The sequence below is a fragment of the Thermostichus sp. MS-CIW-30 genome, assembly GCF_054058015.1.
On record NZ_JBSRZW010000005.1, the window covers coordinates 42,870 to 69,567 of the forward strand.

Consider the following 26,698-nt stretch of genomic DNA (forward strand, 5'->3'; position numbering starts at 1 on the left):
GACGGCATTTCCAATCCAAAGCGTGGTCCAAAAAGGGCTGGTGGGTTTGATCTGGGTTTGCACTTGGATCCCTGTGCTCAGTGTCTCTCTGGCCGTGGCTCAAACCCCCACCACCTCTGTGGTGTTGAGCGATGAGCAGGTAACAATGTACGCCCGTATCGTCTTGGAGATGGAGCCCCACCGGCAAGAGGCCCAAAAGCGCTCCCAAGCCACAAACGACCCAGCCAGCAAAGATCAAATCCGGCGAGAATTCATCCGCACCGCGACCGAGATCATCACTCGCCACGGTATGACTGTGCCCGACTACAACCGCATTACACTCTTGATCCGCTCCGAAGAGGGCAAAGCTTTGCAACAGCGCATTGAGGCCGAAATTCTCCGCCTGCAAAGCGAGGATCCCCGACCGCCAGTCCGATAAAAGTAAACTACCCGACACCCGCGCTACGCGCAGAGTGCGGGCTTTATCCCAATCCCCAGCGGCCCCAGGGGGCAGCTAAGTTTCGGAATTTCAGGCGAGTTTACAGTCGCCCCAAGAAGAGAGATCACTTGAGCAGCGTTATAGTCAGCATCCCCTTCCCACCCGCAGTGTCCACACTTGAACGACTTACCATTGCGGTAGGACTTACCCCGCTCAGGGTGGATGTGCAGGCATTTATGGCAGGTCTGGCTGGTGTAGGCAGGCGGCACCAGCACCACAGGCACTCCAGCAATGGCAGCCTTGTAGGCTACAAACATCCTGAGCTGGTAGAACGCCCAGTTGTTAGTCCTGCGCCGCTCAGTCTTGCTCCGAGGCTTCTGATTCAAGCAATCTCTGATGCCTGTCAAGTCTTCAAAAGCCAGTGCCGCACCAATAGCCTGGGCATCTCTGACCAAGGTTTTGCTGATGTTGTGGTTCAGCCATGTCTGGTAGCGCCGTTCTCTCCCAGAGAGCCTTCTCAACAGCCTCCTAGAGCTGCGAGTGCGTTTGGATTGAACCTTGGCGCGTACACGGCTGAACCGGTCACGGACGGCCTGGATGTGTTCTCCACTCCAAGAGCGTCCATTGCTAGCGGTGGCGATATCCCGCCTGCCCAAGTCAACTCCGATTACCTTTGGAGTTTTGCCAGTCGGGGGAGTGTCCAGCTCAACAGCGATGTTGATGTAGTAGTCCCCTTGCTTGGTCTTGGACAGGGTTGCACTTGTTGGCTCCTGGCCTCGCAGAAGCGCTATCTGGTAACCACCGATCTTGAGCTTGAGCCAAACCCGTCCGCTCATCAGGGTCACGCCCACGGCCTGGTCGGACTCTCGGTACTTAAAAGTACGCGCGTCCAAAGTCAGACTGGTGGGGCGGAACTTGTGGACTTGCTTCACCGCCTTGGCATTGCTAATCACCCGACGGAGCGCCTGACAGACGTGGTTGGCCTTCAGCCCCGTTGCTGCCCTTACCGGCCGATAGACCAAGTGGTGCAGCTTGGCGGTGTTCCAGCAGTTCTTTTGTTTGGCGGTGTCGAGAATCTGGTTGCAAGCATTCGCAAAGCCCTGCAAAGTGCGGTCAATTTCTTGACGCAACTCTACAGGGACTATCAGCTTGCAACGTACAGAGATAGTCTGGCTCATGGGCTTATTGTAGTTTATCCAGACTTTTGACCAGCAAACCTATATGGAGGAGGGCTTTCCTCCCGACACCAAGCCTGCGGCTATGGTGCGGGCCTCCAGCCCGAAAATTTGGTGACTGGGGCCGGAGAATGAAGATAGGCTGGAAGCGAACGTTGGTGTTCATCCAGGCGAGCGGGGGAAAAAGATGAACGAGCCCATGTCGCCGTCAGTACGGGCGGCTATCGAGCGGATGAAGTCTCGCTTGCGCATGACTCGTCGCTTTGGGTTTTGGTTCCAGGCAATCTTGGGGGCGACGGCGCTGCTGCTGTGGTTTGGCTTTTTAATCGGCCAAAATACCGTCTATCGAGATGACTCGCTGGGGGCTGTCATCGCCTTCTGGTTCACCTTGTTTACATTGCTCACCCTGGCAGCCGGTCTATTTTTCAACTGGCGCTACTTGCTCCACGCGGAGCGCCGCTCAGCTTCTGCTGATGCCCTAAGCCAATTGGATTTGCCCAAGCAGTTGCAGTTGGTCACCTATGTCAGCCTCATTGGGGCCTTCCTTGCTTTGATTGGTATGGAAGCCCAAGTGGGCGAGCTGTTGGCGCGCATGTTTTCCCGCACCCAGGCCAACCAGGTGACAGGAGTGCTGCTGCTGGCCGCCAACATCAACGTGACGTTTGCCCACTTTGTCTGCTTGGCAGGGGTTCTCTGGATTACCGGTGTCCTCGACCGCGAACCCTAGCGCCGGATCCCTGGCCCACCTTTGGGAGTCATGTGGACAGTGGCGAGACGGCTTGTTGTTTTTATAGTCGTTTACAGTCGTTCCAGTTCAGGGCAAGACACCTGAGCTACTGTTCGCGCTAGCGGGACGGAGTCCTTGAAAGGCCTTCTGGCACGGTGCATTTAACGTTTTAGGCGTGGGTGCAGTGTCCTAGTTTGAATCGAAATGACCATAAATGGGCAAAGCAAAGAGCCCCCAACTTGGGAGATAAGCTGGGGGAAGCCCTTTAGGTTTGCTTGAGTTTTCTCCAGACCACCCAGGCCTTTGAGACCTTTGCGACCTCAGTAAAAGCAATGGCTTTACTTAAAGCCCACTGCCGCTTGCCAGACAAAAGCCAGCAGGAAAAACAGAACAGGGATGATCGGCAAAATGTCGATCAGCGGGTCAAACAATTCATAGCCTTCCGGCAAACTGGCCAGGAGCACCATCGCTGACATAGCAACAAACCTCAGGGGAAAATGCGGCTGAAGAAACTGCTTCTTTCAGAATTAAAACAGAGCTTAACATCATCCAGCAGGGATCCGGACTAAGTTCAAGAAATGTAAAGGAAGTGGCGACCTAGAGAACGCCAATGTTAGAGAGGCCCAAAACGACCCCCACTCCCAACAAATGGCCAAAGCTGGCAACCCCGATGACTTCTGGCCAGGTCATTCCCAGTACCGGCCCAGTCTCTGAGGCCACTCCAGAGGAGGATTTGAAGCTCAAGTAAGCCAGCCCTGTGCAGAGCAGAATGATCACGGCGTTCAGGGGGGACCAGGGGCTGGTTTGAGCGGTCAGAGCCAACAGCGCAACAACAGGCATCATGGTTTCCATCCTCAGCTCAGGTTAACCGACCCTTAGATTACCCCTCCTGCTGGGATCCCCTCGCAATCTGCACATGAATTGCAACAAAACCTCACACTACGGCTTTTCTCTGGCTTCAGGGGCAGTTTGCCGTTGCCGGGATCCTTCAGGAATCCTTGGCCAGGAGAGGAAGGTGCCCCCATGGCTGGGGTTGTGAGGAAAATAAGGCTTGGGCTGAGAAGCTGGGCAGGTCTCTGCCGTATACTAACGAAAGTTAACAAACTTATCTCTTCGATCTCTTTTCGGTGTGATGACTGGGACGCGCTGCCTCGACCCATCCTCTCTGTCTGCACTGTGCGCACCTAAGGATGGCTGCCGATGACTGTTGCTGCTACTGCTGAACCAGCCCAAAAACCTTTCGCATTGCCTCGTGAGCTGTTGGGGCCACCCTCGGAATTTTGGAATCCCACCTTGCTGATGTTTTTGGCTGCGGTGGTGCTTTCGGCCTCTTGCTTTGGCGGGTACGCCTTTTGGCACTGGCCCAAATGGATGGTGTTCTGGCTCAATTTTGTGGCCCTCTATGTTCTGGGCACGGTGATTCACGATGCTTCCCATGGCTCGGCCCACCGCAACCGCTTTCTGAACGAGGCACTCGGACACGGCTCTGCCCTGTTGCAGGGTTTTGTCTATCCCGTCTTTAAGCGGGTACACATGCAGCACCACGCCCACGTCAACCATCCTGAAGACGATCCCGATCACTATGTCTCAACGGGAGGGCCGCTGTGGCTGATCGCGCCGCGGTTTTTCTACCATGAGGTGTTTTTCTTTAAGCGGCAGCTCTGGCGGAAAGGTCGCTGGGATCTGCTGGAGTGGGGCTTGAGTCGGCTGGTGGTTATCCTGACCTTTGGTCTGGCCAGCTACTTCGGCTACACCGACTACATCATGAACTATTGGCTACCCCCTGCCTTTATCATGGGGTTCTTGCTGGGCTTGTTTTTTGACTACCTGCCCCATCGCCCTTTTCAATCCCAAGAGCGGTGGTACAATGCCCGCGTCTATCCCGGATGGCTGACCAACATTCTGCTGTTGGGGCAAAACTATCACCTGATCCACCATCTCTGGCCTTCTGTTCCCTGGTACAAATACCAAGCAGCCTACTGGGCAGCCAAACCTGAGCTGGACGCGCGCAACTGCCAGCAAACGCTGGGGATCTGGGAGAAGGGAGAGTTTTGGGGCTTTTTGTACGATGCTCTGATCGGTCTGCACTGGCACAAGCCCACTTCAGCTCACCCCGCTGCGCCAGCCAATCCAGAATCGGAGGGATCCCCTGCGGATCCACAGCTTGGCTAGCATGGTTTGGCCAACGCTGCAAGTCCCGCAGGTGCTGCTGTTTGTGGAAGCGGCCAGCCTGTTGCAGGACTCTAGCCAGGTTTTGCTGCAGGCCGGTCGGGCAACGGCAGATTTGCCGGAGTTGATCGCAGAAGCGCAGGCGCGGGCCGAAGCCCAGGTGCAGCTCCTTGGGATCCCCGCAGACTTGCGGGCACAGGTGCGAGGGATCCTCAGGTTGACCTCGCCCCAAGAGGTGCTGGCCTACTTGCAGGACTTGCTGGACAGGGGATCCGGCCCGGATTTGGAAACCTTTTTGGAGCAGGCGGGATCTGCCTCTACGGTGCTGCGCTTTCCCCCCCTGTTGGTGGGGGCTGTGGCTCTGGAGGTGGTGCTGGAGCGGTTGGACTTTTCCCCAGAAGAGCGGGCTGTGGTGCAAGCCCAACGGGATCAATGGGAACAGGCTCTGGCGGAATTGGCCATCCACCACAGGGTTTCCCCAGAGCCGCTGCAGGCTGCTGCCGAGACGGTGCTGCGGGCGGCTTCAGCAGAGGAGCTGCTGCAACTGGGGCAGGATCTCCTTCAAGATCTCCAAGATCTCGCTGCTGCTGATTCTGAGCCAGAAGCCGAGCCCCAGGTGGAATTGGCGGGGCCTCTGCTGTTCATGATGGTGGCCGATCACCTGTTGGCCCAAACAGAGTATCCGCTGACCCCGGAGCAGCGGCTGGACTTGCAAACCAATCGCGCCGTGGCAGAAACCCGCTACTTGGCCATGCAAAAGTTGGGCCGCATTGAAAACTTGGCGGAGCAGCAGGCTTATATTCGATCCTGGATTGACCAAGCTTCCGTACCGGATTTGCTGCAGGCTTTGGATCGCTTTTTCGCGGCGTCTGAACCCAACTCGTGAGGCCCAGAGATCACCAAAGGTTTGCTATCCCCTATCCTGGAAGCAAAGGGATCCCACTTGAGGTGCGAAAGTGGACTGGGGCAGCCTGTTCTGGATTTTCCTGATCTTCAGCTCTTTGCAACCTCTGCTGAACCGTCGTGCCCAAGAGTTCCGGCGCTTGATGGCCATTCGGGAGTTGGAGCAAAAGCGGGGCAGCCGGGTGATTCTGCTCATTCACCGCCAGGAGTCGATTAGTTTTTTGGGGATCCCGGTTTCCCGCTACATCAGCATCGAGGACTCCGAACAGGTGTTGAGGGCAATTCGCCTTACCCCACCCAATACCCCGATTGATTTGATTTTGCATACCCCCGGTGGCCTGGTGCTGGCCACGGAGCAAATTGCCCGCGCCTTGATCCGCCATCCGGCCAAAGTGACAGTGTTTGTGCCCCACTACGCCATGTCGGGGGGGACAATGCTGGCCCTGGCCGCCGACGAAATCGTCATGGATGCCAATGCAGTCCTGGGGCCGGTGGATCCACAGTTGGGGGGGTATGCTGCCGCCAGTATTCTGCAGGTGGTGGCGGATAAACCCATTGCCGAAATCGATGACCAAACCTTGATCCTGGCAGATCTGGCCCGCAAAGCGATGCAACAGGTACAGAACTTCGTGCGGGATCTCCTGAAGGACGATGTGCCCAAGCGCAAAATTGCCCCCGAACGCATCGAGCCCCTCATCCAGTACCTAACCAGTGGACAAGTTACCCACGACTACCCCATCACCGCCGAAGAAGCCCAAAGGTTGGGCCTGCCCATTTCTACCGAGTTGCCACCCCAAATCTATGCCCTGATGGACTTGTACCCGCAGGCCACCATAGGCCGTCCTTCTGTACAGTACATCCCTATCCCCTATGATCCCCGCCCCGCTCTGCCCAGAGGGGGATCCCGCTCTGGCCTAGGGTGAACTCTTGGCGTAAGCTTCCATAGCTTCCAGGCGCAGCCCCCCTGCCCGGCGAAACAGCTCTTGTCCGGTGTGCAGATGGCGGTCGTCGAAGTTCAGGGGGAAATACTGCAGCTCCTCTAGAGCGTCCTCTAGGTGGTTGAGGGCGTAGTAGAGGCGAGAAGCCACTCCCCCCAGGCTGCTGGGATTGGGGAGGCGGCCAAAGATCTGCTGGGCTTGGGCCAGTTTCTGCGCACACTCTTCCAGATAGTCAGCAAAAGACTGCAACAGGTTGGGATCAAAGGGATCCGCCGCCAAAGCATGCAACTGAGGCTCTAGGGAAGACAGCAGGGGCCCCAAAACTCGGTTTAGGGGGGTGTAGACCTGTTGGATCCAGGCTGCGCGGGCGATGGCTTCGTGGCTGACGGTTTCACGGGGGGATCCCGTCGGCTGAGGGCAGGGTGAGGTGCGGCTGGAGTGCAATTGCCGGTCGTAGTCGCGGCGAGATTGCGGATCTTTGAGCACCGCGTAGGCAGCGTTGATCTGGCGGATGCGCTCAGCGGTGGCCCGATCTTTTTTGGCCAGCAGGCTATCGGGATGGTGATACTTGACCAAACGACGGTAGGCAGACTTGATCTCCTCCGCCGTCGCCGCCACGGAAACGCCCAAAACTTCGTAGTGGGATCCCACTCCCGATCCGCTCTCCATAACCCCTAGGCTTGCCGGAAAGAAAAGAAACTTCCACATTGTACCTGCAGCCTAGAATAAAGGTGAGTTTTCCGGTGCTGCCCCATGTCTTCCGCCTCGCCCCAGGGATCCCCCAACCCTTTCAGTGCCCTCTTGGGGGCCGCCATCGCCGTCAGTTTGGGCTACGGGTTCTTTCAACTGCTGCTCTCGATGTTGGCCAAGTTGCCGCCAATTGAGGTGGAGATTGGATCGTTGGCCCGCGGAATCAGCATTCTGGTGCGCTACCTGCTGGTCGGTTCCGTTTCCCTGATTGCCTTCATGTTTGCCATGGTGGGGTTGGGGCTGGCGGCCTATTGTGTGCAATTGCTGGGAGAGCGGCTGACCTCCTCTCAGCGCTGAACCTAGGGGCACAACCTCTGGCCGACTCGTTGGGCGTTTATCATGATGAGCCAGCTTCTTCTCAGCGCAGCACCACCTTGGGGGAGAGCAACAAAGTCAGGGATCCCTGGCGGTAGTCAATCCGGCCTTCGGCAAAGCGCACTTGGGCTAGGCCCGCTTTTTTGAGGGTGATCGCGTGGGCGTTGGCCGGGTTTAGACCAACAGCCGCTTGTACCCACAGGCTCAGATCCGGCTGGTGACCGACCAGAGCCAAAGACGCCAGAGGTTCCCGCTCTGCTTGCCAGCGCACCAGGTCAGCAAAACTGCCCCCCGGAGCCAGCGGCTCAAACACCTCCACAGCTTCGGCCAGGTTCTCGTCCAAAAAGATCTCAGCCGTCTGCCGAGCCCTCACCAAGGGACTGGTGAGCAGGAGATCCCACCTCCAGCCCATGTTCTTGAGCTGGCGGGCAATCTTGCGGCAGCGCTTGCGACCTTCGTCTGTAAGGGCCCGAAAGGCATCCTCGACTTCTGGCCGGGGTTCCTCGGCTATGCCATGGCGAATAAAATCCACGGCCAATTCCTGTCGGGCAGTCTGCTTTTCTGCCGCCCCCTGATAGTGCTCCGCACCGCTAACGCGATAGTGCTCCGCGCTGCTAACGCGAACGCTCTCCTGTTGTTCAGACCCAGAGACCATAGAACTCCGTCCTGCCGGCGCGAACGGCACTGTCAAATCTTGACTGCCAAATCTTGGAATAACTGTAACTCTCCCAGAATACTGTGGGAAAAAAGCCCACTCCCTCTACGGCAGCACTCCCGCGACAAAACCGGAAGTCATGAAGAAGACGAGGGGTTATGCAGTCGCTGGCTGACCAGAGTGCGCCCCTCCTGGGTGTAGAGCTGCCAGTAGTTCCAGTAGTTGCCAAACACGGACTTCACATAGCCCCGGGTTTCGGGGAAGGGGATCTGCTCCACAAACACATCCGGATCCTCGAAGCCAAAGCGGTTCAGCCATCTGGCCACGTTGCCGGGGCCACCGTTGTAGCTGGCCAGGGCCAGCAAGGTGTTGTCTTGATAGGTGCGGTGGGTGTAGTCGAAGTACCAGGATCCCAGGTAGAGATTGTCGGCGGGGTTGGTGAGGCTGTACTGGGCCAGGCCGATCTGCTGGGCAATCCAGCGGCCAGTAGCGGGCATCACCTGCATCAAGCCCAAAGCCCCCGAGGCCGAGACGATCTCTGGCTCAAAGCGGGATTCCTGCCGGATCAAAGCCGCCACCATCAAGGGATTGAGGTTAAATTGCCGTGACCAGTGGGCCAAGCCGGGTTGGGCGTAGGGATCCCCGCTCCAGGAATTGTCTGGGCCGGCATAGTAGTGCAGCGGATAGATGGCCTGCCAGAAATCTTGGCGCTGCCTCAACGTCTCCAGCAAGGGATCCGGCTCTTCGCTAAAGCGCAAAGCAGCCACCTGGTTAATGCCCCGCAGGTGCTCTCCGGCGCTGTTGCGCAAAATGCCCGTAACAAAGCGCTCGGCAACGCTCATCTGGCGGGGATCCCGCTGCACGGGAGTTTCGCCCTGCCAGCGTTCCCAGGCCAGTTGGCTGGCTCCCATCAAATGCAGGGTTTGCGTAACTGCAGAGACCCCTGGCAACGGTTGGCGCACCGGCTGAAAATCCACCTCAACCCTTTTGCGCCCGCTGTAGAAATCCCCCACCGGCCAGCCCAGTTGCACTGCCGACCGCCAGCCGTAGTAGGTGTGGGGAAACTGCCGCAGTACCTGCCGATAGGTCTGCCGAGCTGCAGCCACATCCCCCTGCTGTTCCCGCCATTTGCCCGCCCAGTAGAGCAGTTGTGCCCCCATTTCTGTATCCCGCTGAGCAGATCCGATCTGTTGGGCCAGGGCGATGGCTTGGCTGAGATTGCCTGCTTGTGCTTGGCTCCAGGCCACTGTCCAGGCGGCATTGGCTGCAGCTTCGCTGGCTGGAAAGCGATCCCAAAGGGCTTGCCGAGTAGCCTGGGCCGATTGGGGGCTGGCGTTGCGATCGTAAAGCTGGCTGAGGCTAAGCAACGCCTCTGGAGCTTCTTTATCTGAGCCGGCTCCCACCTGTCGAAGCAAGTCGATCGCCGTCGGCAGGTCGCTCAGTTCCGCCAAACGGCGGCGGGTGAGAGAAGCCTCTGGCCCATCGGGAAACTGTGCCAGCAGCGCTTGGTAAGCCGCTTTGGCCTGGGGAAACTCCCGCGAGATCTGGTGGCTGCGGCCCCAGCGGTAGAGGTTCTGAGAGGTGGCGGGGGCACGCCCATAGGCCCGGGCAGCTTTGCCGTACTCCCGTTGCTCCCAGTAGGCATCGGCGAGGATCTGCCAGTCGGAAGCCGTGAGGGATCCCTCTTGAGCCTGCCGCCAGCGATCCAGCAACGGCGTTAGCCCAGGGGTTTGCGGGTGATGTTGGGCCAAATCCCGCAGCAGGTCATAGCGGTCGGGATCCAGCTCCAGCAAATGCTTGAGGGCACGTCCAGTCAGCGGGTGGGTGGGAAATTGCTGCCGCAGCCGATCCACCTGGCCCATCCCCCAGAGGGCGTAGGCGGCCACAGGACTGTGGGGATATTCCTGCAAAATCTGGGGCCACCAGATCCCTTGGGCTGTTTCCTTATCCTGCAACTGTTCATAGGCTTGGGCCCTGAGCTTCCAAATCTCTTCCCTCAAAACCGGCAGGCTCTCTTCCAGCCCTTGCAAATCCTTCAAGGCAGATTGCGCTTGGCCGGCTTGCAGCGCTGCGTAGGCCCGCAGAAAGGCCGTTGTGGAAGTTTGGGGCAGTTGCGTCGGATCCCTGTCTTCTGGTGCAGAGGCCACCTCCGCGGTTTCTGCCCAGGATGAGGTGTAGAAGCCCCAGACGGCCCCACCCAGAGCTGCTCCCGCTGCCAGCACACCGGCAGCCCATCTTATCCAGCGTCGTTTGCTGCCTGTCAGGATCCCCATGCTTTGCCTCCCCACCACCTCTGACCTACGATACCCAACCTGACTGCGTTGAGTCACCAGACAACTCGATACTTGCGAAACGGCTGGAAAGCTCACCTGGCAAGCGGTCACCGAGCATTGGGGCCAGGCGATAGGCAGGGAGAGATGCAACGATTTCTTCAAACTTCAAACGGCGGTGAAACGGCTCATTTCCCCAATTGCGTTGTCGGGCTTTCACTGCGGTACACCTTGGCCCCGACACTGCGCAGCTTTTCGTCAATGGCTTCATAGCCACGGTCGATGTAGTGCAATCCGTGGATCGTGGAGCAGCCTTCAGCCGCCAGACCGGCCAACACCAGGGCCGCACCCGCCCGCAGGTCGGTAGCCACCACCGGAGCGCCGGAAAGGGACGGCACCCCTCGGATCAGGGCCACTCGGTTCTTCAGGCGAATATCGGCTCCCATGCGATTCAGCTCGGGAATGTGGTGCATGCGGTTTTCAAACACCGTCTCCTCAATGGTGCAACTGCCCTCGCTCAAGGCGGCCAAGGCCATGATCGGCGCCTGCACATCGGTGGGGAAACCGGGATAGGGCAGCGTTTGAATATCGGTTGCCTGACACAGCCAGCCTGAGCTCAGTTGAGCCGGGGCAATGCGCAGCCGGTTTGGGCCTTCCTCTTCCACCCGCAGCCCCATCGCTTGCAACTTGGCGATCACCGCCCGCAGATGATCGGGAATAACAGGGCCAACCGTGAGGTGAGAGCGGGTAATGGCCCCGGCAATGAGATAGGTGCTGGCCTCGATGCGGTCGGGAATGACCGTGTACTCTGTTCCATGCAAGCGGGGCACCCCTACCACCACAACCGTATTGGTGCCGACACCGCGAATGCGGGCCCCCATGGCTTGACAAAAACGGGCTAGATCCGCCACCTCCGGCTCTTGGGCGGCGTTCTCGATCACCGTTTCTCCATCCGCCAGCGTAGCGGCCATCATCAAGGTCTCGGTGGCACCGACGCTGGGATAGTCCAGGTAAATACGGGTTCCCAACAATTTACGGGCATAGGCATGAACCACCCCATGCTCGATTTGTACCGTCGCCCCCAAGGCTTGTAGACCCCGCACATGCAGATCCACAGGACGAGACCCGATCGCACAGCCGCCGGGCAAGGGAACTCTGGCCACCCCCAGCCGCGCCAACAGAGGCCCTATGATGAAAAAGCTGGCCCGCAACTGGCTGACCAATTCATAGGGAGCTTGAGAGGTTTTCAGGGAGCTGGCATCCAGGTCGAGGGTATTGCCAACATGGGAAACCTTAACTCCCAGCGTGGCCAGGATCTGTCCCATGCGTTCAATGTCCAGCAGACGCGGCACGTTGTGAATTCGACAGGCCTCAGGAGCCAAGATGGCCCCGGCCATCAGCGCCAAGGCAGAGTTTTTTGCCCCGCCAATGGGGATGTGGCCACTCAGGGTCTGCTTGCCAATGATTTTCAGCACTGGCCCCATCATCTCTGGCGCGGTTGCCATGCCGGTCTGGGGCGGCGTCAGGCCAGGCTCTAGGGGATCCGCCCCGCTGACGCGATTGTCAAAACCTTTCAATCTCCCTCCTCACCCACAAAAAATAGGCGAACCCTTCTCAGAGAATACTCTGGGGATCACAGCAGCGGCTAAACTCGCAAGCCAAATTGGGTGTGAGGAAGAAGTTCCCATGGCTGTGCTTCTATCCTGCAGCAGCGGACAGGGGAGCGGCTAGGCCAGTTCACCAGATGCAGGTTCTCAGCGAAGGCAACTGGGGGGCAGCCCAACAGCAGGGGGCGGTATGATGGATGCTCAGGGGAAGTGCTTGCAAGGAAAACAGGAAGGAGACAGCCGATGATTGCCACTCAAGTCTCTGCCCAAGAGTTGTTTCGGGCCGCCTATGAAAACCGCTACACCTGGGATCCCGCTTTCCCAGGCTACAGCGCCGAGGTCAGCTATTGGGATGGGGAGCGCACATTCGTTGGGCAGGTGCGAGTGGGGGCAGACCTAAAGGCCACCGTTACGGGCGTAGAAGATGAGGAAGCTCGAAAAGCCATTCACAACCAACTTTGGGAGATTGCCATTCACCGAGTGCGCCGCAGCTTCGACGAGACCCATGGGAACAACACCTTCCGTTACGGCCAAACCCTGCCCGATGGCACAGTGGAGATCCTGGTGGGGGGCAAAGCAGAAGGGGATCGCTACCACGTGCGCGATAACCAGGTTACCATGGTGCATCGGCATATCCACGGAGTGGTGGTTACCATCCACACCTTCAGCAGCCACGATACCGGCGAAGGCTATCTTTCCCACCGCTACGATTCCGTCTATCACGATCCCCAAACGGGCCAGCAAAAGGGCGGGCGCAGCCAATTCGAGGATCTGTATACAAAAGTGGGCAAGTACTACATCCTCTCGGAGCGGTGTATCCAGACGGAGACGGAAACCGGCCCTGTGGAGAAGCGCTTCACCTTCAGCAACTTGACCTTGCTGGACACTGGGGCGTGAGCGACCCGGCATTGACCCCAGCAGGGTAGGGGGCCAGCTCTCCCGTTCGTCACTGTTGGGCAGCTACCGGGAGGCTGAGTTCACGCCCTTCTTGGCGGCCAAGCCTTTCTCGATAACGGGAAAGCCGATCTGTAGGCTTTCAAGCTTTGTTGCAGAACGATCCTCCCGGTTAGAAAAAGCAAGAGAGCCTGAGCTATGCTTTGAATATTCTCCCGCCTGCGATTGGCATGGACAACACCACAGCAAAACCTGACCCGGATGCCGAAGCCCCCATTGGTGCCCCTGAGCTGATCATTCGCCCCGCCCAACTGGGGGATCTGGAGGCTGTGGAAGAGATTTTGGCGCAAGCCTTTGATGAAGAGTACAGCAGCCGCTCGGTGGATATTCGTCGCCAAGTGCGGCGGTTGCGCCAGTGGTATGGGCCCCTGAAAACCCTGACCCTGTTTCCCAATCGCTTCCAGCACATGTTTACAGTGCATGTGGCGGAGCTGAAGGGCAAGATTCAGGGGGTGATTCAGGTTTCTCCCTTCAACCATTCCCGCAGCACCTGGCGGGTCGATCATATCGCAGTGGCGCCCTCTGCCCAGCGACAGGGGGTGGGATCCCGGCTGCTCAAGCACTGCATGGAGCACTTTCGGGAAGCTCGCACCTGGATCCTGGAGGTGAACATCCACAACAAAGGGGCAATGGCGCTCTACCGGCGCAACGGCTTCCAACCCTTGGCTCAGATCACCTACTGGTCGATTCCAGCCGATATTCTGGCAGCTCTCAGCCAGCACGAGCCCAAATTGCCCAACCTGGTGCCGGTGACCAACCGGGATGCCTATGCCATCTACCAACTGGATACGGGATCCATGCCGGCCACTGTGCGCCAGGTGTACGACCGTGAGGTGAACGATTTTCGCACTAGCCCACTGGATTGGCTTTTGGAGCAGGCCAAATGCGCCATTAGCCAGACGGAGCGGGTGGAAGTGTGTGTTTATGAGCCCGAACGCAAAACCGCCATCGGCTACTTCAACTTGAAGTTGGATCGCACCGGGCAGCAACCTCATGTGGCCAAGCTTACGGTTCACCCTGCCTACACTTGGCTTTACCCCGAACTCATGGCCAAGATGGCCCAGCTTACTCAGGCTCATCCGCCGCAATCTCTGGCCTTGGCCTCCACCGATTACCAGCCGGAACGGGAGGAGTTCTTGCTGAAGCTGGGAGCCCAGGATGTAGAGCGGACGTTGCTGATGTCGCGTTCGGTGTGGCACAAAATCCGCGAAAGCCGCCTCTTTACCTGGGATAGTGCTTATCTCAACGCGATGCTGCGGGGATTACAGGTGAAGCAGCCGGTGCCGGAGCGGTTTGAGGGGCCACCGGAAGGCTGGCTGGAGCACCACTTTCATCCCATCAGCCCAACTGAGCCGGATCCCAGCTCTGGTCGCGTCGGCGGTGCGGAGTCCTCACCAGGGCTCTCCAGAGACTCCCAATCTGAGGCTTCTCCACCCCCTAGCTAAGGGAGAGAGAGCCCCAATCCTGGCTTGCTTGCACCTTGCGAAAAACGGATGAAAGACCCGAAGGGCAATTCTACTGCGGATCCCTCTTGGCGGGCGCTGATTCAGGCGGCACTGCACCGGAACCGTAGCGATCCCGGTGTGCGGTATTTGCAATTGGCCACGGTGGATCCCCAGGGGCATCCGCGCAACCGCACGGTCGTTTTCCGGGGGTTTTTGGGCGATACCGACCGCATTCAATTGGCGGTGGATAGTCGCAGCGAGAAGATCCGACAAATTGCCCACTGCCCCCAAGCCCAGATCTGCTGGTATTTCTGCAAAACCCGCGAGCAATTCCGCATCGCTGGCACCCTTGAGGCCATCGCCGCCGATCATCCGGATCCCCAGGCCCAGCGCCAGCGGCAGCAGTTGTGGCAACAGATATCGGAAAAAGGACGGCTCCTCTGGTTTTGGCCGGAACCTAAGGGGCTGCTTGCCCCGCCAGAGGCTTTTATTCAAGAGTTGCCGAAAGAGAAAGATCTGCTGCCCCCGCAGACTTTTGTGGCATTACTGCTGGAGCCAACAGAGGTGGATCACTTGCAGCTTAAGGGGGATCAGATCTATCCCCAATTGCGGACAGTGTACGAACGTACCTCCCAAGGGTGGCAGCGTCGGGCCGTGAATCCCTGAAGGCGATCCAAACTGGTTTCAGCCTGGTCTGGAGTGGGGGATCCCTTATTCCTTGTTCCTCCAAAGCACAGGGAATAGAGGAATGGACGTGTTAACGTAGCTGAACGATCGTGTTCTGCACGGTGGGGGCGTTATCCTCTGATGGAACTCTGTACGCGTATGGCTGGTCTATCAGGGGTAGGGCAGCAGTTGATGCCTTTTGTCTAACTCGACACGTATCACTTTGGCTTGCAGTGGTCTCGATGTGCGTCTTGATCTGCTCATTCGCTCAGGCTGTTGCCTCTTTTTTCGCCGGCGGCCCATTGCTGAACAGAGCTTTGAGGGGCAAGGGATCCCTAGTGTTGTCTGTCGCTTTGGTTGGGGTAGGGGTTCTCGTGCAGGGATTGAGAGCACAGACTCTGGAGAAACCGACGCTGGAAGCCTTGGAAGATTCCGTTGAGGGGAATGTTGTCCCTGTTCTGCACTCAGAGCCTGCCTTGCCCCCCCAGGCTGCCCCCACCTCCGCCCGCACAGGATCCTTTCGGGTCGGCAATCGCACGCCCCATCCGGTTCGGCTGGTGATCTTGATGCGCAGCGGCGAACGGATGATCAATCCGGAAACGGCCCACTGGGACTTTGCCCCTGGAGAGGGGGGGAGCGAGGGATTGCTGCTGAGCTTGGGAGAAGAACCGCTGCAAATCGGCCCCGGAGACATTGTGGTGGCTTTCGCCTTGGATGGAACCCGCCGCTATTGGGGGCCAAATGTGGTGGGAGAGTCTCTGGCCCCGTTTTGGGATGGGGAGAGCGGCTCCTGGTCGATGATCTTGCAGCCTTAGGGTGCTCCGCGCGCAGCTTGGACATTTGCAGCGGTCACCTCAAACTCCTCTGGGGCAACTTCTCCATTCCTCACTCTTCTGGGCCGAAGGGGGAGGATCCAAGCAACAGAACATTTTGAGAACAGTCTCCAAACCATAGTCATTTCAAGCTAGATTGAGACACTCCCCAAGCGCTCTGTGCCGCTGCCGCGACCAACCCCAGCTCTTCTCCCAGAGAGAGAGGGAAGTTAGGGAACAATGCAACAGAAATGTTTCATTCCTGTTTAATAATGACTACACAAGTGGCTGCGCAGTTTATAGCTCTGTAGGGTGTTGGCCAGCAGCATCGTTACCGTCATCGGCCCTACGCCGCCCGGTACGGGCGTGATGGCAGCGGCCAACTCTTTGACCGCTTCATAGTCCACATCTCCCACCAGTTGCTCAGATCCGGCAGGGGTCTCGATGCGGTTGATGCCAACGTCGATGACCACCGCGCCGGGTTTCACCATGTCTGCCCTCAATAGGCGGGGGCGGCCCACGGCCATCACCACAATGTCGGCGGCGCGGGTCACTTCTGCCAAGTCGGGGGTGCGGGAGTGGGCTAGGGTGACCGTCGCATCGGCGGCCAACAACATCAAGCTCAAGGGCTTGCCCACCAAGATGCTGCGACCGACCACCACTGCCTTTCGGCCTGCAATCGGGATCCCTTCTGCCTGCAACAGGCGCATCACGCCCAAAGGGGTACAACTGCGTAGGCCGGGCTCGCCGCGCAACAGCCGGCCCAGGTTGAGGGGGTGAAGTCCATCCACATCTTTGTCGGGATTGATGGCCAGAAGGGGGGGGATGGGATCCCAGCCGGGGGGCAGGGGCAGTTGGACGAGGATGCCATCCACCCGCTCGTCCTGATTGAGTTGGTCGATGGTGTCGAGCAAATGGGCAGGGGAGTCTTGGGCGGAAAAATGTCGGCCAAAAGAAGCAATGCCCAACCGCTCACAGGCCCGCTCTTTGCCGCGCACATAAGCCGCACTGGCGGGATCCTCTCCAACCCGCAGCACTGCCAATCCCGGTGGCCGCCCCACCTGGGGTATCCAAGCTTGCACTTGGGCGGCCATCTCCGCTTGCAAGCGGGCGGCTAAGGCTTTGCCATCGAGGATCTTTGCGGGCATGGGGGCGCAAGGATAAAGACAACCATCCAACGACCATCCATAGTGAAGCAGAATGGCGACAGCAGTGCAGGGGGAATGATCAGGTGGGATCCCTATGATTCGGGCAGGTCTTCTTCCTCTTGGCCCAATTGCTCGATGATGATCTCCACCTGCTGCCGCTTTTGCTCTAAAAAGTCCGCGCAGGTTTTCAGGGTTCGGGCGGCCTGTTGAAAGCGCTCCACCACTTCCGCCAGATCCAGTTCCCCCGATTCAATCTGGGCAATCAAAGTTTCCACCTCGGCAATGGCTGCTTCATAGCGCCACGGCTCCTCACGTTTGCGGCGGCTCATGGCTCTCCTCTACTCGTACCCATAGGCTTCCCGAGGCCAGTTGTATCATCAGGCGGGTTTGGGGAGGCAGGCGATGGGTGCGGATCAGGGATCCCTCTTCATTTCGCACCAGGGCATAGCCCCGTTTCAGAATGGCTTCGGGATCGAGCGCTTGGAGGCGATCTTGCAGGGCCTGTTGGTGCTGTTGGCGTTGCTGGAAGCGATGGCGCACGGCTTGGAGCAGGCGATGTTGGTGTTGGGTCAAGCGATCCTGAGCCTGTTGCAACAGCCGCTCTGGATGCACGTAAGCCAGGTGGTGTTGGGCCTGCTGCAAACGCTGCTGGGCCCTTTCCAAAGCTTGGCGAGTGCGTTCGATCAACTTCTGGCGCAACTGGGATCCCTGACGCTGCAATTCCCCCAGATCCGGCACGATCCGCTCGGCAGCTGCCGTTGGGGTATGGGCGGCGTAGTCGGCAGCGTAGTCAGCCAGGGTTTCATCCCGCTGGTGGCCAATCCCGGTGACCACCGGGATCCGACATTCGGCAATGGCTCGCACCACCCGCTCATCGTTAAAACAGGCCAAATCTTCGCTGGCTCCACCGCCCCGCGCCAAAAGAAGCACTTCCGCCCGCCCATCCTGTTCCACCCGGCGAATGGCCCGCACAATTGATTCCGGGGCCGCCTCCCCTTGCACTTGAGCTGGGGAGAACAGCACCCGTAGCCCGGGGTAGCGCTGGTTGAGGGTGCGCCGAATATCTCCCCAGCCGGCAGCGTGGGGGGAACTAACGACGGCAATGCACTGGGGATGAACAGGCAGAGGTCGTTGATTATCGAACAAGCCCTCAGCACTGAGGCGGGCCTTGAGCTGTTGAAATCGCAACGCCAACAGCCCTTCCCCGGCAGGCAGCAATTGCCAGATGACGAGGCGATAATGGCTGCCGCCGCTATAGATGCCAAGTTGCCCAAGGGCAAGCACCTGTTGCCCCACTTCCGGCCAGAAGCTGAGCCGGGAAGTTTGGCCCTGCCAGACCACCCCCTTGAGAACGTCACCGGTTTCCGGATCGACTAGGGTCAAGAACAGGTGGCCATTGCGGTTGCGCTGGCAACTGGAGACTTCCCCGCTCACCCACAGCCTGACCAAGTAGGGATCCCCGGCCAGCAGCGATTTCAAATAACGGGACACTCCCCCCACTGAGAGCAGGGGAGCTTCATCCGTGAGCAAAAACTCCATCCCACTGCTGCGGGCGGCTAAAGTCACTTCTGAAGGGACAGGATCGCGCATCCAGGGTTCTCGAATAGCGATGGGACTTGTCGGGATCCCATCTAGAATAGGCGACAACCGGGCGAGAGAGGAGGTGAGCTGGCGGGTGACCTTCGCCCAGTGGCTGGGGCTAGGGGCGCTGTTGGGCCTGCTAGTTCTGCTTTGGCAGATCCGGCAGATCCTGCTGTTGGTGTTCGCGGCCATTGTGTTGGCAGTAGCATTGGATACCTTGGCCCAGATCCCACAGCGCTACGGCTTTCGGCGTGGCCCCTCAATTGTCATCACCAGTTTGACGGTTTTGGTGGCCGCGATCTTGGTGGGGCTAATCGTGGTGCCCCCCCTGGCGGAGCAGTTGCGGCGGCTGTTTACCGATGGGGTGCCCGCCGGGATCGTGCAAGCGCAGCGGCTGTTCGAGAGCTTGATTCTCTCTTTGCCGACGGATATTGAGCTGCCGACGCTGCGGGAATTGGCCAATAGCTTGGTGCCCCAGGCCACCGAGTTGGTGCGACAGGTGCGCGACTTTTTCTCCGAGTCCTTCACTGCCTTTTTTGGCACCCTGCTCAACCTATTGTTTGTAATCATCCTCACCATTTTGTTGTTGGCGGATCCCCAAGCCTACAGTCGCGCTTTTGTCTCGGTTTTCCCGGCCTTTTACCGTCCCCGCATTCGCTACATCCTCAAGCGCTGTGAGCTGGCGCTGCGAGGGTGGCTGATGGGGATCCTGTTTACCAGCACCTTGGTGATGCTGCTGAGTGGGATCGGGCTGTGGATTTTGGGGGTGCCCCTGATCTTGGCCAATGCGGTGCTGGCGGGATTGTTCAACTTCATCCCCAATATCGGCCCCACCTTAAGCGTGGTGGCCCCCATGCTGGTAGCCCTCACGGATGCCCCTTGGAAGTCCTTGGCAGTGCTGGGGCTGTATATCCTGATCCAGCAGTTGGAAAGCAGCGTCTTCACCCCCATCGTTATGTCCCGACAGGTGTCGCTCCTGCCCGCCCTAACCCTAGTAGCTCAAGTTACTTCAGCCTTTTTCTTTGGGGTGCTGGGCCTGTTCCTGGCCGTGCCTTTGGCGGCAATCCTGCAGGTGTGGATTCAGGAGGTGCTAATTCGGGATGTCCTGGATCCCTGGCAGGGATCCCGATTGCGGCCCTTGCTCAGGTTGGAAAGTGGAGAGAACGGGATCCAAAGCTCCACCCAGGCGGAAAACCAGGATCCCATTCCGCGACCGCAATCGGTGCGAGAAGGTTGAGGGGGCAATGCTCCTGACTTGGCTCAACCCCATCAGCTTAGCCACACGACCGGCCCTTCCATTGGGCAGGAATCGACGTTCTCCCCACGGCTAGAGTCGGGGGATTCTTTCCCGTCGCTCCACGCTCCTCGCGCTTGACCGGTGTGAGAACGCGACAACTGGCAACTGCGCACCCAGGCAGAGCGGCATCGGGGAAACAGTGAGGCCCACGGCCCGCTGTGCGAAGGGCATTCTGTCAACCAAGGATTCTGTCCCGCTATCGCTCACCTGGCAAGGTTGGACTGTGGAGTCCCGGCGGGAAAAGCCGCAACCCCTGCTGTCGCACCCGCCGCTCCTGGAAAGGGATAGGGGTCACGCGCGGCAAAGGCGTAGCCACAGGCTGGGGAGTTGAAGTGGGCACAGCTTGCGGAGAGGGCTCTGGGCTGGGCTCAGGCGTAAGCTCAGGTTCAGGAGTGGCCACCACGGGCGGTGGCGTTGGAACAGCCGGGATCCCCTCTGGTGTCGGACGGGGGCGGCCCAGTTGAAAGCGCGGCTGGCGACGAGGTGCAAGCGTGGGCGTCGCCTCTGGCGTTGGAGTCGGAGTGGGTGTGGGTGTGGGCGTCGGGCTGGGTGTTGGCGTCGGAGTAGGAGTGGGCGTGGGTGTCGGAGTTGGCGTTGGCGTCGGAGTAGGAGTGGGCGTGGGTGTCGGAGTTGGTGTTGGCGTCGGAGTAGGAGTGGGCGTGGGTGTCGGAGTTGGTGTTGGCGTCGGAGTAGGAGTGGGCGTGGGTGTCGGAGTTGGCGTTGGCGTCGGAGTAGGAGTGGGCGTGGGTTCCGGAGTCGGTGTAGGTGTGGGGGTCGGACTTGGTGTTGGAGTCGGGGTGGGCGTCAGCGTTGGGGTGGGCGTGGGTTCCGGAGTCGGCGTGGGTGTGGGCTGCGGCTGCACAATGGCGAGGGCCTCTTCGGCTTTTAGCTCCCCCCGAACCAGCTTGGAGAGGGTGTCTTGGCCGCCAGGGGTGTAGGTGATCTCGCGGGCGGCGCTGTTGAACACATTGCGGATGGGATCCCCTTTGCTGTCCACCAGTTCCAGCACCATCACATTGCGACCGGGCCTGAAGCCCTTCAGATAAAAAGACTCCCAGCGATCCAGCAGGCCGGATTGGCCGTTGAGGGTGTAGCGGATCCGCCAATCCCGTGGCAAGTCACTCAACAGGCTCTCCCGCACCGGGGCATTGGCCAGCCAGAAATCCACCAAGATTGGCTCGGCCCCGTAGCTGCCTGTGGGGCGGTTGTAGGTGAGCAGGGGCAGTTGCGGCTGTGGTACGTACTCAGGGGTGGGAGCTAACACGTGAAAGCTAACCTGGGCATAGGCTTCAGAGTTTTTGAAGCTCTCGTGCCAGGGTTTGCCGGCAAACACCCGCAGAGTATGGGATCCCGGCTCCAAATCCTTGAAAACGAGGGGAGCATCGGCATCGTAATGGGCGATGTAGGGCCGGTTGTCCAGCACCACGTGCAGATGAGGGCCGAGACCCAATTGCGGATCTTGGAAAAGCGGATACCCTTGCACCGCGAAGCGAACGGTTACCTGCCGCTCTGACAACACCTCACCTGGCTTGGGGCTGAGGATCTGAACTTGCGGGCGACAATACTGCAAATGGGCATCCAGCTTGGCAATCTCCGGGGGAACCGGCACGCGCTCTAGCTGGGGAAGCTGTTCCTGCGGGGGTTTAGGCGGGGATCCCCCACAAGAGGCCAAAACGAGGGCGGCCAACAGGGCCAACAGACAGATCCACCATCTCAACAACCCCCACCTTCTCAACCTGGCATTTCCGGCGTGTTCTTGCATGAGCCTTACATCCCAATGCTCTTTGTATCCTGCCGAGCCGCAGACAAGCCATCCCCACATTACCAGCATGTGTCCTTTGGGGAAGATCCCTTCCCCCGCCCTAGAATGGGATCAACTGGCCTGGCTCAAGCCGGGTCGGAGACACTTTTGAGGTCGTGTATGGCTCTGTTGGCGATAACAGCTCTTGCGGGCATGGATCTGGCCCAGTGGCAAGCTCTGCTCAACAACGTGGCGTTTGCCATTTCTCTGGGGGCCATGCTGTTTTACTGGGGTGGGGCAGCTTTTCCCCAGGTGCAGCTTTTGGCCGAATTGGGCCTAGCGGGGATGATCGGGGCAAACTTGACGATGGCCGCCCTGTTGACGGCCCGCTGGATCGATGCAGGCTACTTCCCCTTGAGTAATCTGTACGAGTCTTTGTTTTTCCTGGCCTGGGGGATCACCGCTTTGCATTTGGTGGCCCTCTACTGGAGCCGCAGCCGCTGGGTGGGGGTCATGACCGCCCCAGTTGTAACCGGGATCGTGGCCTTTGCTGCCTTGGTGCTGCCGGAAGATATGCAGGTGGCCCAGCCCCTCGTGCCGGCTTTGCAATCCAACTGGCTGATGATGCATGTGACTGTGATGTTGCTGGCCTACGCGGCGCTGTTGGTGGGATCCCTTCTCTCCATCAGCTTTCTCATCGTCACTCGCGGTCAGGAAGTGCATCTCAAGGGCAACTCCCTCGGCCTGCAATTTCGCCCTCCCCAACCCCAAACCCATCCCGAATGGGCGGAAGCCACCCTGCCTTCCCCGGCTTCAGAACTGGCCTACGCCGGCCTCCGCTCCCCCCGTCCTGCCCCCTCGTCCGCTGAACTCCCCCCCCAACCGGCCCCCGAAGGGATCCCCTGGCAACGGCTGAGCCTGGCAGAAATCTTGGACAACACCAGCTACCGGCTGATCGGGCTGGGGTTCCCCCTGCTCACCATCGGCATTATCGCCGGCGCCGTTTGGGCCAACGAAGCCTGGGGTACCTACTGGAGCTGGGATCCGAAAGAAACCTGGGCCTTGATTACCTGGTTGGTCTTTGCCGCCTATTTGCACGCCCGCATCACCAAAGGCTGGCAAGGCAGACGCCCCGCCCTCTTGGCCAGCTTGGGTTTTGGAGTGGTTTGGGTATGTTACCTGGGGGTCAACTTTCTGGGCAAAGGCTTACACAGCTATGGCTGGTTTTTCTGAGGGAATTTTTCTCAAAAACCGGCCCGAGTTTATGGGTATTCTGGTGCTGGCAAGCCGTAGTGGATCCCTTCGAGGAGAAAAACGATGCGACTGTTCAACTACCTGATCTTGTTTTCAGCCCTCCTGGCCATTGCCCTCTTTGCCATGCAAAACGCCACCCCGGTCACGGTTACTTTTGCCCCCGGCGTCAGCGTTGAAAGCCCTCTGGTGATGGAACTTCTGGCATCTGCCGGGATTGGGGCCGCCCTCGCCTGGCTGTATAGCCTCTGGATGCGCGTACAGTTCAGCATCGAAGCCCGGGAAAAAAATCGGCAACTGCAGGAGAAGGAGGTCACCATCACCGAACTCAAGGAAATGGTGGTGGAGCTGGAAGCCAAAGTGAAGCAACTGCCTCCCAGCAAGCGTGCCGAACCCCAAGAGGACATCCAGGATGTGAAAGAAGTGGCCACCGAGGGATCCCCTGCCTAAAATCCCCAGGTTGACCCACAGGCCGTTGAGGTAGAATTGAACTTCTACTTGCCCCTCTCCCTAGCTCATACTTCCTATGCAGGTTATCCAAGAAAAACGCCCTGGCAGCCGGGTTGGCCTCAAAATCGTGGTAGAAGCCGACCGGGTGAAGCGCTCCTACGAAAAAACCTTGCGTCAACTGGAGCAGAATATCCAAATTCCGGGATTCCGCAAGGGCAAGGCCCCCCGCAACCTCGTTGTGCGGCAGGTGGGCCGCGAGCGCATCCTGGCCAGTGCTGTGGATGACCTGATCAGCGAGGCCATTCAACAGGCTTTCAAGGAAGCTCAGCTCACCCCCATCAGTCGGTTCGAGCTGGATGATGAGGTGGGTCAGCTCTTGGCTCAGTTCAACCCCGAAGCAGACTTCAGCTTCTCAGGATATGTTGAGGTGTACCCCGAAGCCCGCGTTGGCCAATACAAAGGGCTGACCGTTACGGCAACCCGTGTTGACGTCAAGCCTGAGCAAATTGACCAGCTCATCGACCGATGGCGGGATCAGCGGGCCACCCTCTTGCCGGTAGAAGATCGGCCTGCTCAGTTGGGGGATGTGGTGGTGATCGATTTTGCAGCCCGCGATGCAGAAGGCAATCCCCTCGACGAGATGACCACCCAGGACTTCCAGCTGGAACTCAAGGAAGACAACTTCATCCCCGGTTTTGTGGCGGGCATCGTGGGCATGCAGCTCGACGAAACCAAGGAGATCGCAGCCACCTTCCCCGACGACTACTTCAGAAAAGAGTTGGCCGGGAAAACGGTTACCTTCACTGTCTGCCTGAGGGAGATCAAGGCCAAAGAGCTGCCCGAATTGGATGATGCCTTTGTGCAAGAGATCAGCAGCTTTCAAACAGTGGCCGAACTGCGGGAGCACTTGCAAAAGCGCCTTGAACAGGATGCCCTGACACAATCTGAGGAGAACCTCGAAACCGCCATCCTCAACGCCATCCTGGAAACCACCGAGGTGGATCTGCCCGAGACCCTAGTCGAGCAGGAAACGACGCAACTGCTATCCCAAAGCCTTCACTCGCTGCAACAGCAGCAAGGGGTCACGCCAGGCGAGATCCGCAAGCTCCTGTCCCAACTGCCGCCTGAAACCCTCAACCAGTTGATGGAGCGCCACCGACCCGAAGCCATCAACCGGCTGCGGCGCACCTTGGCCCTGAGTGCCATCGTTCGGCAAGAGCAAATTGCCGTAGGTTCCACGGAGTTGGACGTGGAGGTGGAAGAGGTGATGGCGGCCTATGCCCAGCAAGGCCAAAAGCTGGATCGGGAACGAGTACGCCGAGTACGCCAAGCCGTCTATGAAAGCTTGCTGACCAACAAGGTGATGGCTTGGCTGAAGTCTCAGACCACGGTCAACTGGGTCGATAGCGAGGGGAATCCAACCCAGGCGCCCACTTCTTTGGCAGGCTCGGAGGAGAAGGTTGAAGTGCCAGAGGCCGAGTTTGAGGCCGATGGGCCAGAAGCAGAGGTATCTGGGATCCCTGAGGCAATTGAATCCTCATCAGAGACGGCTACGGGGGCGGAAACGGATGGAGAAGCTGCAGCTGCGGAAGCCGAGCCAGCTACAGAAAAGGCTGTAGAAGCATCCCCTGCTGAAACCGTCTCAGCCTCTGCGGCAGAGGCAACGCTCCCAGTTGAGGAGAAAGCGGCAGAGACCGCTACAGAGATCCCAGCAGCAGAAAAGCCCAAGCCGAGCAAAAAGGACAAAAAAGGCAAGTGAATGCGCTGGGGATTTTCTGGCTGAGGGCATTTCCTTCAAAAGCAAGGGGGCGCAGCCCCTAGTGTTCCAAGTCGCAAAAAATAGATATCTACCACTGCTGGCAGTGGCAAAGGGGAGCGTTTAGGGTTTATCCTATTCGCAACATCTGCAAGAGGGCAGGCTGCCATGAAGGGATTTGCGCGCGTACTTGGGGCTTGGGGGATCCTCACCCTGATCGCCGGGATCTCGCCCGGCAGCGCTGTGGGCCAATCGGCCTTGCCTCCTGTGCCCATCATGCCCTCGGATCCCCAAGGTTCGTTTCCCGATCCAGGGATCCCGGCAGCCCCTTCGCCTCCCCGTGAGCCGGTCGGGCTGGATCTCCGCCATCTGGTGGGATTGTTCATCAACGAGTCTTGGGGGGCGGGCAGCCAAGCTGCTGCGGTTAGTTACAACGACCTCTACACCCGCCTGTTGGCCCGAAGCTACGGGGATCCCCGCCCCCCCATTGAGGTGGAGTACGAGTTCATTCAAGAGATCCTGCGGGAGTATGGGGATCCCGCCGATCGTTTCTGGGATCCGCAAGCTTTCAAGGACTTGCTCAACCGTCCCCGTCCTCCCGTACAAGCCCGCGGGATCGGCCCGCGCCAGGTTTATTTGGCAGTGCCGGATCTCACCCCAGCCACGGCTCAGCAGATCCGCCAAACCCTCTACACCCAAGACTACAGCCAGGGCATTGTCCTCGACCTGCGCGGCTCGGTGGGCTACGACCCCCAAGTGGTGGCCGATGTGGCGCGCCTGTTTTTGCCCCGCTCCGTCCAGCCGCTGCTGATTACCGAAGACCGATTCGGGCAGCCCACCCTCTGGAACAGCGAAAATCTGCCCATTGCCGCCGGGATCCCGTTGGCCGTTCTGGTGGATGGTAACACCCGCCAGGGGGCCACCCTCTTGGCTGCCCAGTTGGGAGCCAGCGGCAGCACCCTCATTTTGGGGCAGCCCACCCAGGGCAGCGAACGACAAACCCGCTTCTTTGCCCTTCCCTCCAGCGCGGCGGTGGAACTGGCCGTGGCCACCTGGAAAACAGGGGATGGTCGCTCTTTGGAGCGGGGTCTGGTGCCCTTGCAGACCGTGGAAGGAGATGACAATGCTTGGCTGAATGCCGGCCTGCAAGCGCTGGCCTTGCCCCCCCGGCGACCTGCCCTGCCCCCACGGCCTACAGTGCTGGTGCAAGAGGGTCGAGTCGGTCGCTTTGAGCTGGGCATGGATACCCGCAACGTGGATACCCACCTGCTGGGCAATGTCGATCAGATCCCAGCAGCCTCCGGAGCTAATGTGTTTCAGCCCAACAGCGACCTGAAGATCTTTTACCTACAAGACTACATCCTCTTCACCTACCGTCATCCGGGCATTGTGGATAGCTTTTTCGCCAACCGCATCTACACAACCCACCCGGAAGCCATGACCGGCGAAGGGATCCGCATCGGCTCCACCTATTCGGAAGTGATCGCCGTTTACGGCGGGCCCGGCGAGAACGGCTACAACGAGGTGGTACCCTATCCCAAGGGAAGCCGAGAATATCTGCGCGACGACCGCTACTACGTCAACTACGATGCCCTGGGCCTGGCCTTTGCCTTTGAGGTGGGATCCAACCAGGTCACGGCCATTGGCCTGTTCAAGCCGGGGAGCTGAAG

General features: G+C 59.1%; 26 protein-coding genes. 15 read left to right on the forward strand and 11 right to left on the reverse strand.

What is annotated here, in order from left to right; translation table 11 throughout:
- Positions 1-73 precede the first annotated feature (73 nt).
- A complete protein-coding gene (locus ACVWXW_RS03390; RefSeq protein WP_457402782.1) occupies positions 74-418 on the forward strand; it encodes a DUF4168 domain-containing protein in 345 nt (114 codons plus the stop codon).
- Between the two features lie 23 nt (positions 419-441).
- On the opposite strand, the gene ACVWXW_RS03395 is transcribed toward ACVWXW_RS03390, so the two are convergent.
- A complete protein-coding gene (locus ACVWXW_RS03395; protein ID WP_457402784.1) occupies positions 442-1,596 on the reverse strand; it encodes an RNA-guided endonuclease InsQ/TnpB family protein in 1,155 nt (384 codons plus the stop codon).
- A gap of 184 nt (positions 1,597-1,780) precedes the next feature.
- Here ACVWXW_RS03395 and ACVWXW_RS03400 point away from each other — a divergent pair, with 184 nt between their 5' ends.
- On the forward strand, positions 1,781-2,320 hold the full coding sequence (locus ACVWXW_RS03400; protein ID WP_414332564.1) for a DUF3611 family protein: 540 nt from the start codon (positions 1,781-1,783) through the stop codon (positions 2,318-2,320).
- A gap of 338 nt (positions 2,321-2,658) precedes the next feature.
- Here the strand turns inward: ACVWXW_RS03400 and ACVWXW_RS03405 are convergent, their stop codons facing one another.
- Both ACVWXW_RS03405 and psaK read right to left on the reverse strand, forming a co-directional pair.
- The gene (locus ACVWXW_RS03405; RefSeq protein ID WP_414332566.1) at positions 2,659-2,796 is read right to left on the reverse strand and encodes a photosystem II reaction center protein K; all 138 of its coding nucleotides are present in this window, start codon (positions 2,794-2,796) and stop codon (positions 2,659-2,661) included.
- Between the two features lie 121 nt (positions 2,797-2,917).
- Positions 2,918-3,163, reverse strand: coding sequence for a photosystem I reaction center subunit PsaK (gene psaK, locus ACVWXW_RS03410; RefSeq protein ID WP_011431775.1), 246 nt, complete (start codon positions 3,161-3,163; stop codon positions 2,918-2,920).
- 357 nt (positions 3,164-3,520) lie between these two features.
- Here psaK and ACVWXW_RS03415 point away from each other — a divergent pair, with 357 nt between their 5' ends.
- The 3 genes from ACVWXW_RS03415 (at position 3,521) to ACVWXW_RS03425 (ending at position 6,315) form a co-directional block, all read left to right on the forward strand.
- The gene (locus ACVWXW_RS03415; RefSeq protein ID WP_011431774.1) at positions 3,521-4,492 is read left to right on the forward strand and encodes a fatty acid desaturase; all 972 of its coding nucleotides are present in this window, start codon (positions 3,521-3,523) and stop codon (positions 4,490-4,492) included.
- Position 4,493: 1 nt separating this feature from the next.
- Positions 4,494-5,375, forward strand: coding sequence for a hypothetical protein (locus tag ACVWXW_RS03420; protein WP_457402850.1), 882 nt, complete (start codon positions 4,494-4,496; stop codon positions 5,373-5,375).
- A 70-nt stretch (positions 5,376-5,445) separates the two neighbouring features.
- Positions 5,446-6,315 (forward strand): SDH family Clp fold serine proteinase, encoded by an 870-nt coding sequence (locus ACVWXW_RS03425; RefSeq protein ID WP_414342647.1) that lies wholly within the window; start codon positions 5,446-5,448, stop codon positions 6,313-6,315.
- Here ACVWXW_RS03425 and ACVWXW_RS03430 read toward each other — a convergent pair.
- Complete coding sequence (locus ACVWXW_RS03430; RefSeq protein ID WP_457402787.1) at positions 6,307-6,999, reverse strand: J domain-containing protein; 693 nt, start codon at positions 6,997-6,999, stop codon at positions 6,307-6,309. The two genes, ACVWXW_RS03425 and ACVWXW_RS03430, sit on opposite strands and share 9 nt — an antisense overlap.
- A gap of 84 nt (positions 7,000-7,083) precedes the next feature.
- Between ACVWXW_RS03430 and ACVWXW_RS03435 the strand changes: the two genes are divergently transcribed.
- A complete protein-coding gene (locus ACVWXW_RS03435; protein WP_414406596.1) occupies positions 7,084-7,377 on the forward strand; it encodes a DUF3082 domain-containing protein in 294 nt (97 codons plus the stop codon).
- Between the two features lie 61 nt (positions 7,378-7,438).
- Here the strand turns inward: ACVWXW_RS03435 and sixA are convergent, their stop codons facing one another.
- The 3 genes from sixA to murA all read right to left on the reverse strand — a co-directional run bounded on the left by sixA (position 7,439) and on the right by murA (position 11,825).
- Positions 7,439-8,050, reverse strand: coding sequence for a phosphohistidine phosphatase SixA (sixA, locus tag ACVWXW_RS03440; RefSeq protein WP_457396261.1), 612 nt, complete (start codon positions 8,048-8,050; stop codon positions 7,439-7,441).
- A gap of 137 nt (positions 8,051-8,187) precedes the next feature.
- Complete coding sequence (locus tag ACVWXW_RS03445) at positions 8,188-10,323, reverse strand: lytic transglycosylase domain-containing protein (protein WP_457402789.1); 2,136 nt, start codon at positions 10,321-10,323, stop codon at positions 8,188-8,190.
- Positions 10,324-10,508: 185 nt separating this feature from the next.
- Positions 10,509-11,825: a UDP-N-acetylglucosamine 1-carboxyvinyltransferase gene (gene murA / locus ACVWXW_RS03450; RefSeq protein ID WP_457402852.1), complete on the reverse strand. Its 1,317-nt coding sequence runs from the start codon at positions 11,823-11,825 to the stop codon at positions 10,509-10,511.
- Positions 11,826-12,170: 345 nt separating this feature from the next.
- On the opposite strand from murA, the gene ACVWXW_RS03455 reads away from it, so the two are divergent.
- The 4 genes from ACVWXW_RS03455 to ACVWXW_RS03470 all read left to right on the forward strand — a co-directional run bounded on the left by ACVWXW_RS03455 (position 12,171) and on the right by ACVWXW_RS03470 (position 15,807).
- Positions 12,171-12,824 carry a DUF3386 domain-containing protein gene (locus tag ACVWXW_RS03455; protein ID WP_457402791.1) on the forward strand — a complete coding sequence of 218 codons (654 nt, stop codon included), beginning with the start codon at positions 12,171-12,173 and terminating at the stop codon, positions 12,822-12,824.
- Between the two features lie 200 nt (positions 12,825-13,024).
- A complete protein-coding gene (locus ACVWXW_RS03460) occupies positions 13,025-14,326 on the forward strand; it encodes a GNAT family N-acetyltransferase (protein ID WP_457402793.1) in 1,302 nt (433 codons plus the stop codon).
- A gap of 48 nt (positions 14,327-14,374) precedes the next feature.
- On the forward strand, positions 14,375-14,992 hold the full coding sequence (locus ACVWXW_RS03465) for an Npun_F5749 family FMN-dependent PPOX-type flavoprotein (protein WP_414388683.1): 618 nt from the start codon (positions 14,375-14,377) through the stop codon (positions 14,990-14,992).
- A gap of 338 nt (positions 14,993-15,330) precedes the next feature.
- Positions 15,331-15,807 (forward strand): hypothetical protein, encoded by a 477-nt coding sequence (locus ACVWXW_RS03470; RefSeq protein WP_457402795.1) that lies wholly within the window; start codon positions 15,331-15,333, stop codon positions 15,805-15,807.
- A 263-nt stretch (positions 15,808-16,070) separates the two neighbouring features.
- Here ACVWXW_RS03470 and folD read toward each other — a convergent pair whose 3' ends face one another.
- The 3 genes from folD to xseA form a co-directional block, all read right to left on the reverse strand.
- Positions 16,071-16,952, reverse strand: coding sequence for a bifunctional methylenetetrahydrofolate dehydrogenase/methenyltetrahydrofolate cyclohydrolase FolD (gene folD / locus ACVWXW_RS03475; protein WP_414381700.1), 882 nt, complete (start codon positions 16,950-16,952; stop codon positions 16,071-16,073).
- Positions 16,953-17,044: 92 nt separating this feature from the next.
- Positions 17,045-17,281 carry an exodeoxyribonuclease VII small subunit gene (gene xseB / locus ACVWXW_RS03480; protein ID WP_414331652.1) on the reverse strand — a complete coding sequence of 79 codons (237 nt, stop codon included), beginning with the start codon at positions 17,279-17,281 and terminating at the stop codon, positions 17,045-17,047.
- Positions 17,262-18,491: an exodeoxyribonuclease VII large subunit gene (xseA, locus tag ACVWXW_RS03485; RefSeq protein ID WP_457402854.1), complete on the reverse strand. Its 1,230-nt coding sequence runs from the start codon at positions 18,489-18,491 to the stop codon at positions 17,262-17,264. Before xseA ends, xseB begins: the two co-directional genes overlap by 20 nt.
- Positions 18,492-18,615: 124 nt before the next feature.
- Between xseA and ACVWXW_RS03490 the strand changes: the two genes are divergently transcribed.
- Positions 18,616-19,770 (forward strand): AI-2E family transporter, encoded by a 1,155-nt coding sequence (locus tag ACVWXW_RS03490; RefSeq protein WP_457388773.1) that lies wholly within the window; start codon positions 18,616-18,618, stop codon positions 19,768-19,770.
- 256 nt (positions 19,771-20,026) lie between these two features.
- Here ACVWXW_RS03490 and ACVWXW_RS03495 read toward each other — a convergent pair whose 3' ends face one another.
- Positions 20,027-21,550 (reverse strand): hypothetical protein, encoded by a 1,524-nt coding sequence (locus ACVWXW_RS03495; RefSeq protein WP_457402797.1) that lies wholly within the window; start codon positions 21,548-21,550, stop codon positions 20,027-20,029.
- A 201-nt stretch (positions 21,551-21,751) separates the two neighbouring features.
- Between ACVWXW_RS03495 and ccsB the strand changes: the two genes are divergently transcribed.
- The 4 genes from ccsB (at position 21,752) to ACVWXW_RS03515 (ending at position 26,696) form a co-directional block, all read left to right on the forward strand.
- On the forward strand, positions 21,752-22,804 hold the full coding sequence (gene ccsB / locus ACVWXW_RS03500) for a c-type cytochrome biogenesis protein CcsB (protein ID WP_457402799.1): 1,053 nt from the start codon (positions 21,752-21,754) through the stop codon (positions 22,802-22,804).
- Positions 22,805-22,888: 84 nt separating this feature from the next.
- Positions 22,889-23,272, forward strand: a complete 384-nt coding sequence (locus tag ACVWXW_RS03505; protein WP_011431755.1) for a LapA family protein — start codon at positions 22,889-22,891, stop codon at positions 23,270-23,272.
- Positions 23,273-23,348: 76 nt separating this feature from the next.
- Positions 23,349-25,031, forward strand: coding sequence for a trigger factor (tig, locus tag ACVWXW_RS03510; protein WP_457402802.1), 1,683 nt, complete (start codon positions 23,349-23,351; stop codon positions 25,029-25,031).
- 165 nt (positions 25,032-25,196) lie between these two features.
- Positions 25,197-26,696, forward strand: coding sequence for a S41 family peptidase (locus tag ACVWXW_RS03515; protein ID WP_457402803.1), 1,500 nt, complete (start codon positions 25,197-25,199; stop codon positions 26,694-26,696).
- Positions 26,697-26,698: the final 2 nt, after the last annotated feature.

What these genes read in the sequence shown, in the direction of transcription:
- ACVWXW_RS03405 (WP_414332566.1), bottom strand. Translation starts at nt 2,796, where the DNA reads ATGTCAGCGATGGTGCTCCTGGCCAGTTTGCCGGAAGGCTATGAATTG.
- sixA (WP_457396261.1), bottom strand. Translation starts at nt 8,050, where the DNA reads ATGGTCTCTGGGTCTGAACAACAGGAGAGCGTTCGCGTTAGCAGCGCG.
- folD (WP_414381700.1), bottom strand. Translation starts at nt 16,952, where the DNA reads ATGCCCGCAAAGATCCTCGATGGCAAAGCCTTAGCCGCCCGCTTGCAA.
- murA (WP_457402852.1), bottom strand. Translation starts at nt 11,825, where the DNA reads ATGGCAACCGCGCCAGAGATGATGGGGCCAGTGCTGAAAATCATTGGC.
- ACVWXW_RS03445 (WP_457402789.1), bottom strand. Translation starts at nt 10,323, where the DNA reads ATGGGGATCCTGACAGGCAGCAAACGACGCTGGATAAGATGGGCTGCC.
- xseA (WP_457402854.1), bottom strand. Translation starts at nt 18,491, where the DNA reads ATGGAGTTTTTGCTCACGGATGAAGCTCCCCTGCTCTCAGTGGGGGGA.
- ACVWXW_RS03395 (WP_457402784.1), bottom strand. Translation starts at nt 1,596, where the DNA reads ATGAGCCAGACTATCTCTGTACGTTGCAAGCTGATAGTCCCTGTAGAG.
- ccsB (WP_457402799.1), top strand. Translation starts at nt 21,752, where the DNA reads ATGGCTCTGTTGGCGATAACAGCTCTTGCGGGCATGGATCTGGCCCAG.
- ACVWXW_RS03515 (WP_457402803.1), top strand. Translation starts at nt 25,197, where the DNA reads ATGAAGGGATTTGCGCGCGTACTTGGGGCTTGGGGGATCCTCACCCTG.
- ACVWXW_RS03465 (WP_414388683.1), top strand. Translation starts at nt 14,375, where the DNA reads ATGAAAGACCCGAAGGGCAATTCTACTGCGGATCCCTCTTGGCGGGCG.
- ACVWXW_RS03505 (WP_011431755.1), top strand. Translation starts at nt 22,889, where the DNA reads ATGCGACTGTTCAACTACCTGATCTTGTTTTCAGCCCTCCTGGCCATT.
- ACVWXW_RS03435 (WP_414406596.1), top strand. Translation starts at nt 7,084, where the DNA reads ATGTCTTCCGCCTCGCCCCAGGGATCCCCCAACCCTTTCAGTGCCCTC.
- ACVWXW_RS03430 (WP_457402787.1), bottom strand. Translation starts at nt 6,999, where the DNA reads ATGGAGAGCGGATCGGGAGTGGGATCCCACTACGAAGTTTTGGGCGTT.
- xseB (WP_414331652.1), bottom strand. Translation starts at nt 17,281, where the DNA reads ATGAGCCGCCGCAAACGTGAGGAGCCGTGGCGCTATGAAGCAGCCATT.
- psaK (WP_011431775.1), bottom strand. Translation starts at nt 3,163, where the DNA reads ATGATGCCTGTTGTTGCGCTGTTGGCTCTGACCGCTCAAACCAGCCCC.
- tig (WP_457402802.1), top strand. Translation starts at nt 23,349, where the DNA reads ATGCAGGTTATCCAAGAAAAACGCCCTGGCAGCCGGGTTGGCCTCAAA.
- ACVWXW_RS03455 (WP_457402791.1), top strand. Translation starts at nt 12,171, where the DNA reads ATGATTGCCACTCAAGTCTCTGCCCAAGAGTTGTTTCGGGCCGCCTAT.
- ACVWXW_RS03400 (WP_414332564.1), top strand. Translation starts at nt 1,781, where the DNA reads ATGAACGAGCCCATGTCGCCGTCAGTACGGGCGGCTATCGAGCGGATG.
- ACVWXW_RS03415 (WP_011431774.1), top strand. Translation starts at nt 3,521, where the DNA reads ATGACTGTTGCTGCTACTGCTGAACCAGCCCAAAAACCTTTCGCATTG.
- ACVWXW_RS03420 (WP_457402850.1), top strand. Translation starts at nt 4,494, where the DNA reads ATGGTTTGGCCAACGCTGCAAGTCCCGCAGGTGCTGCTGTTTGTGGAA.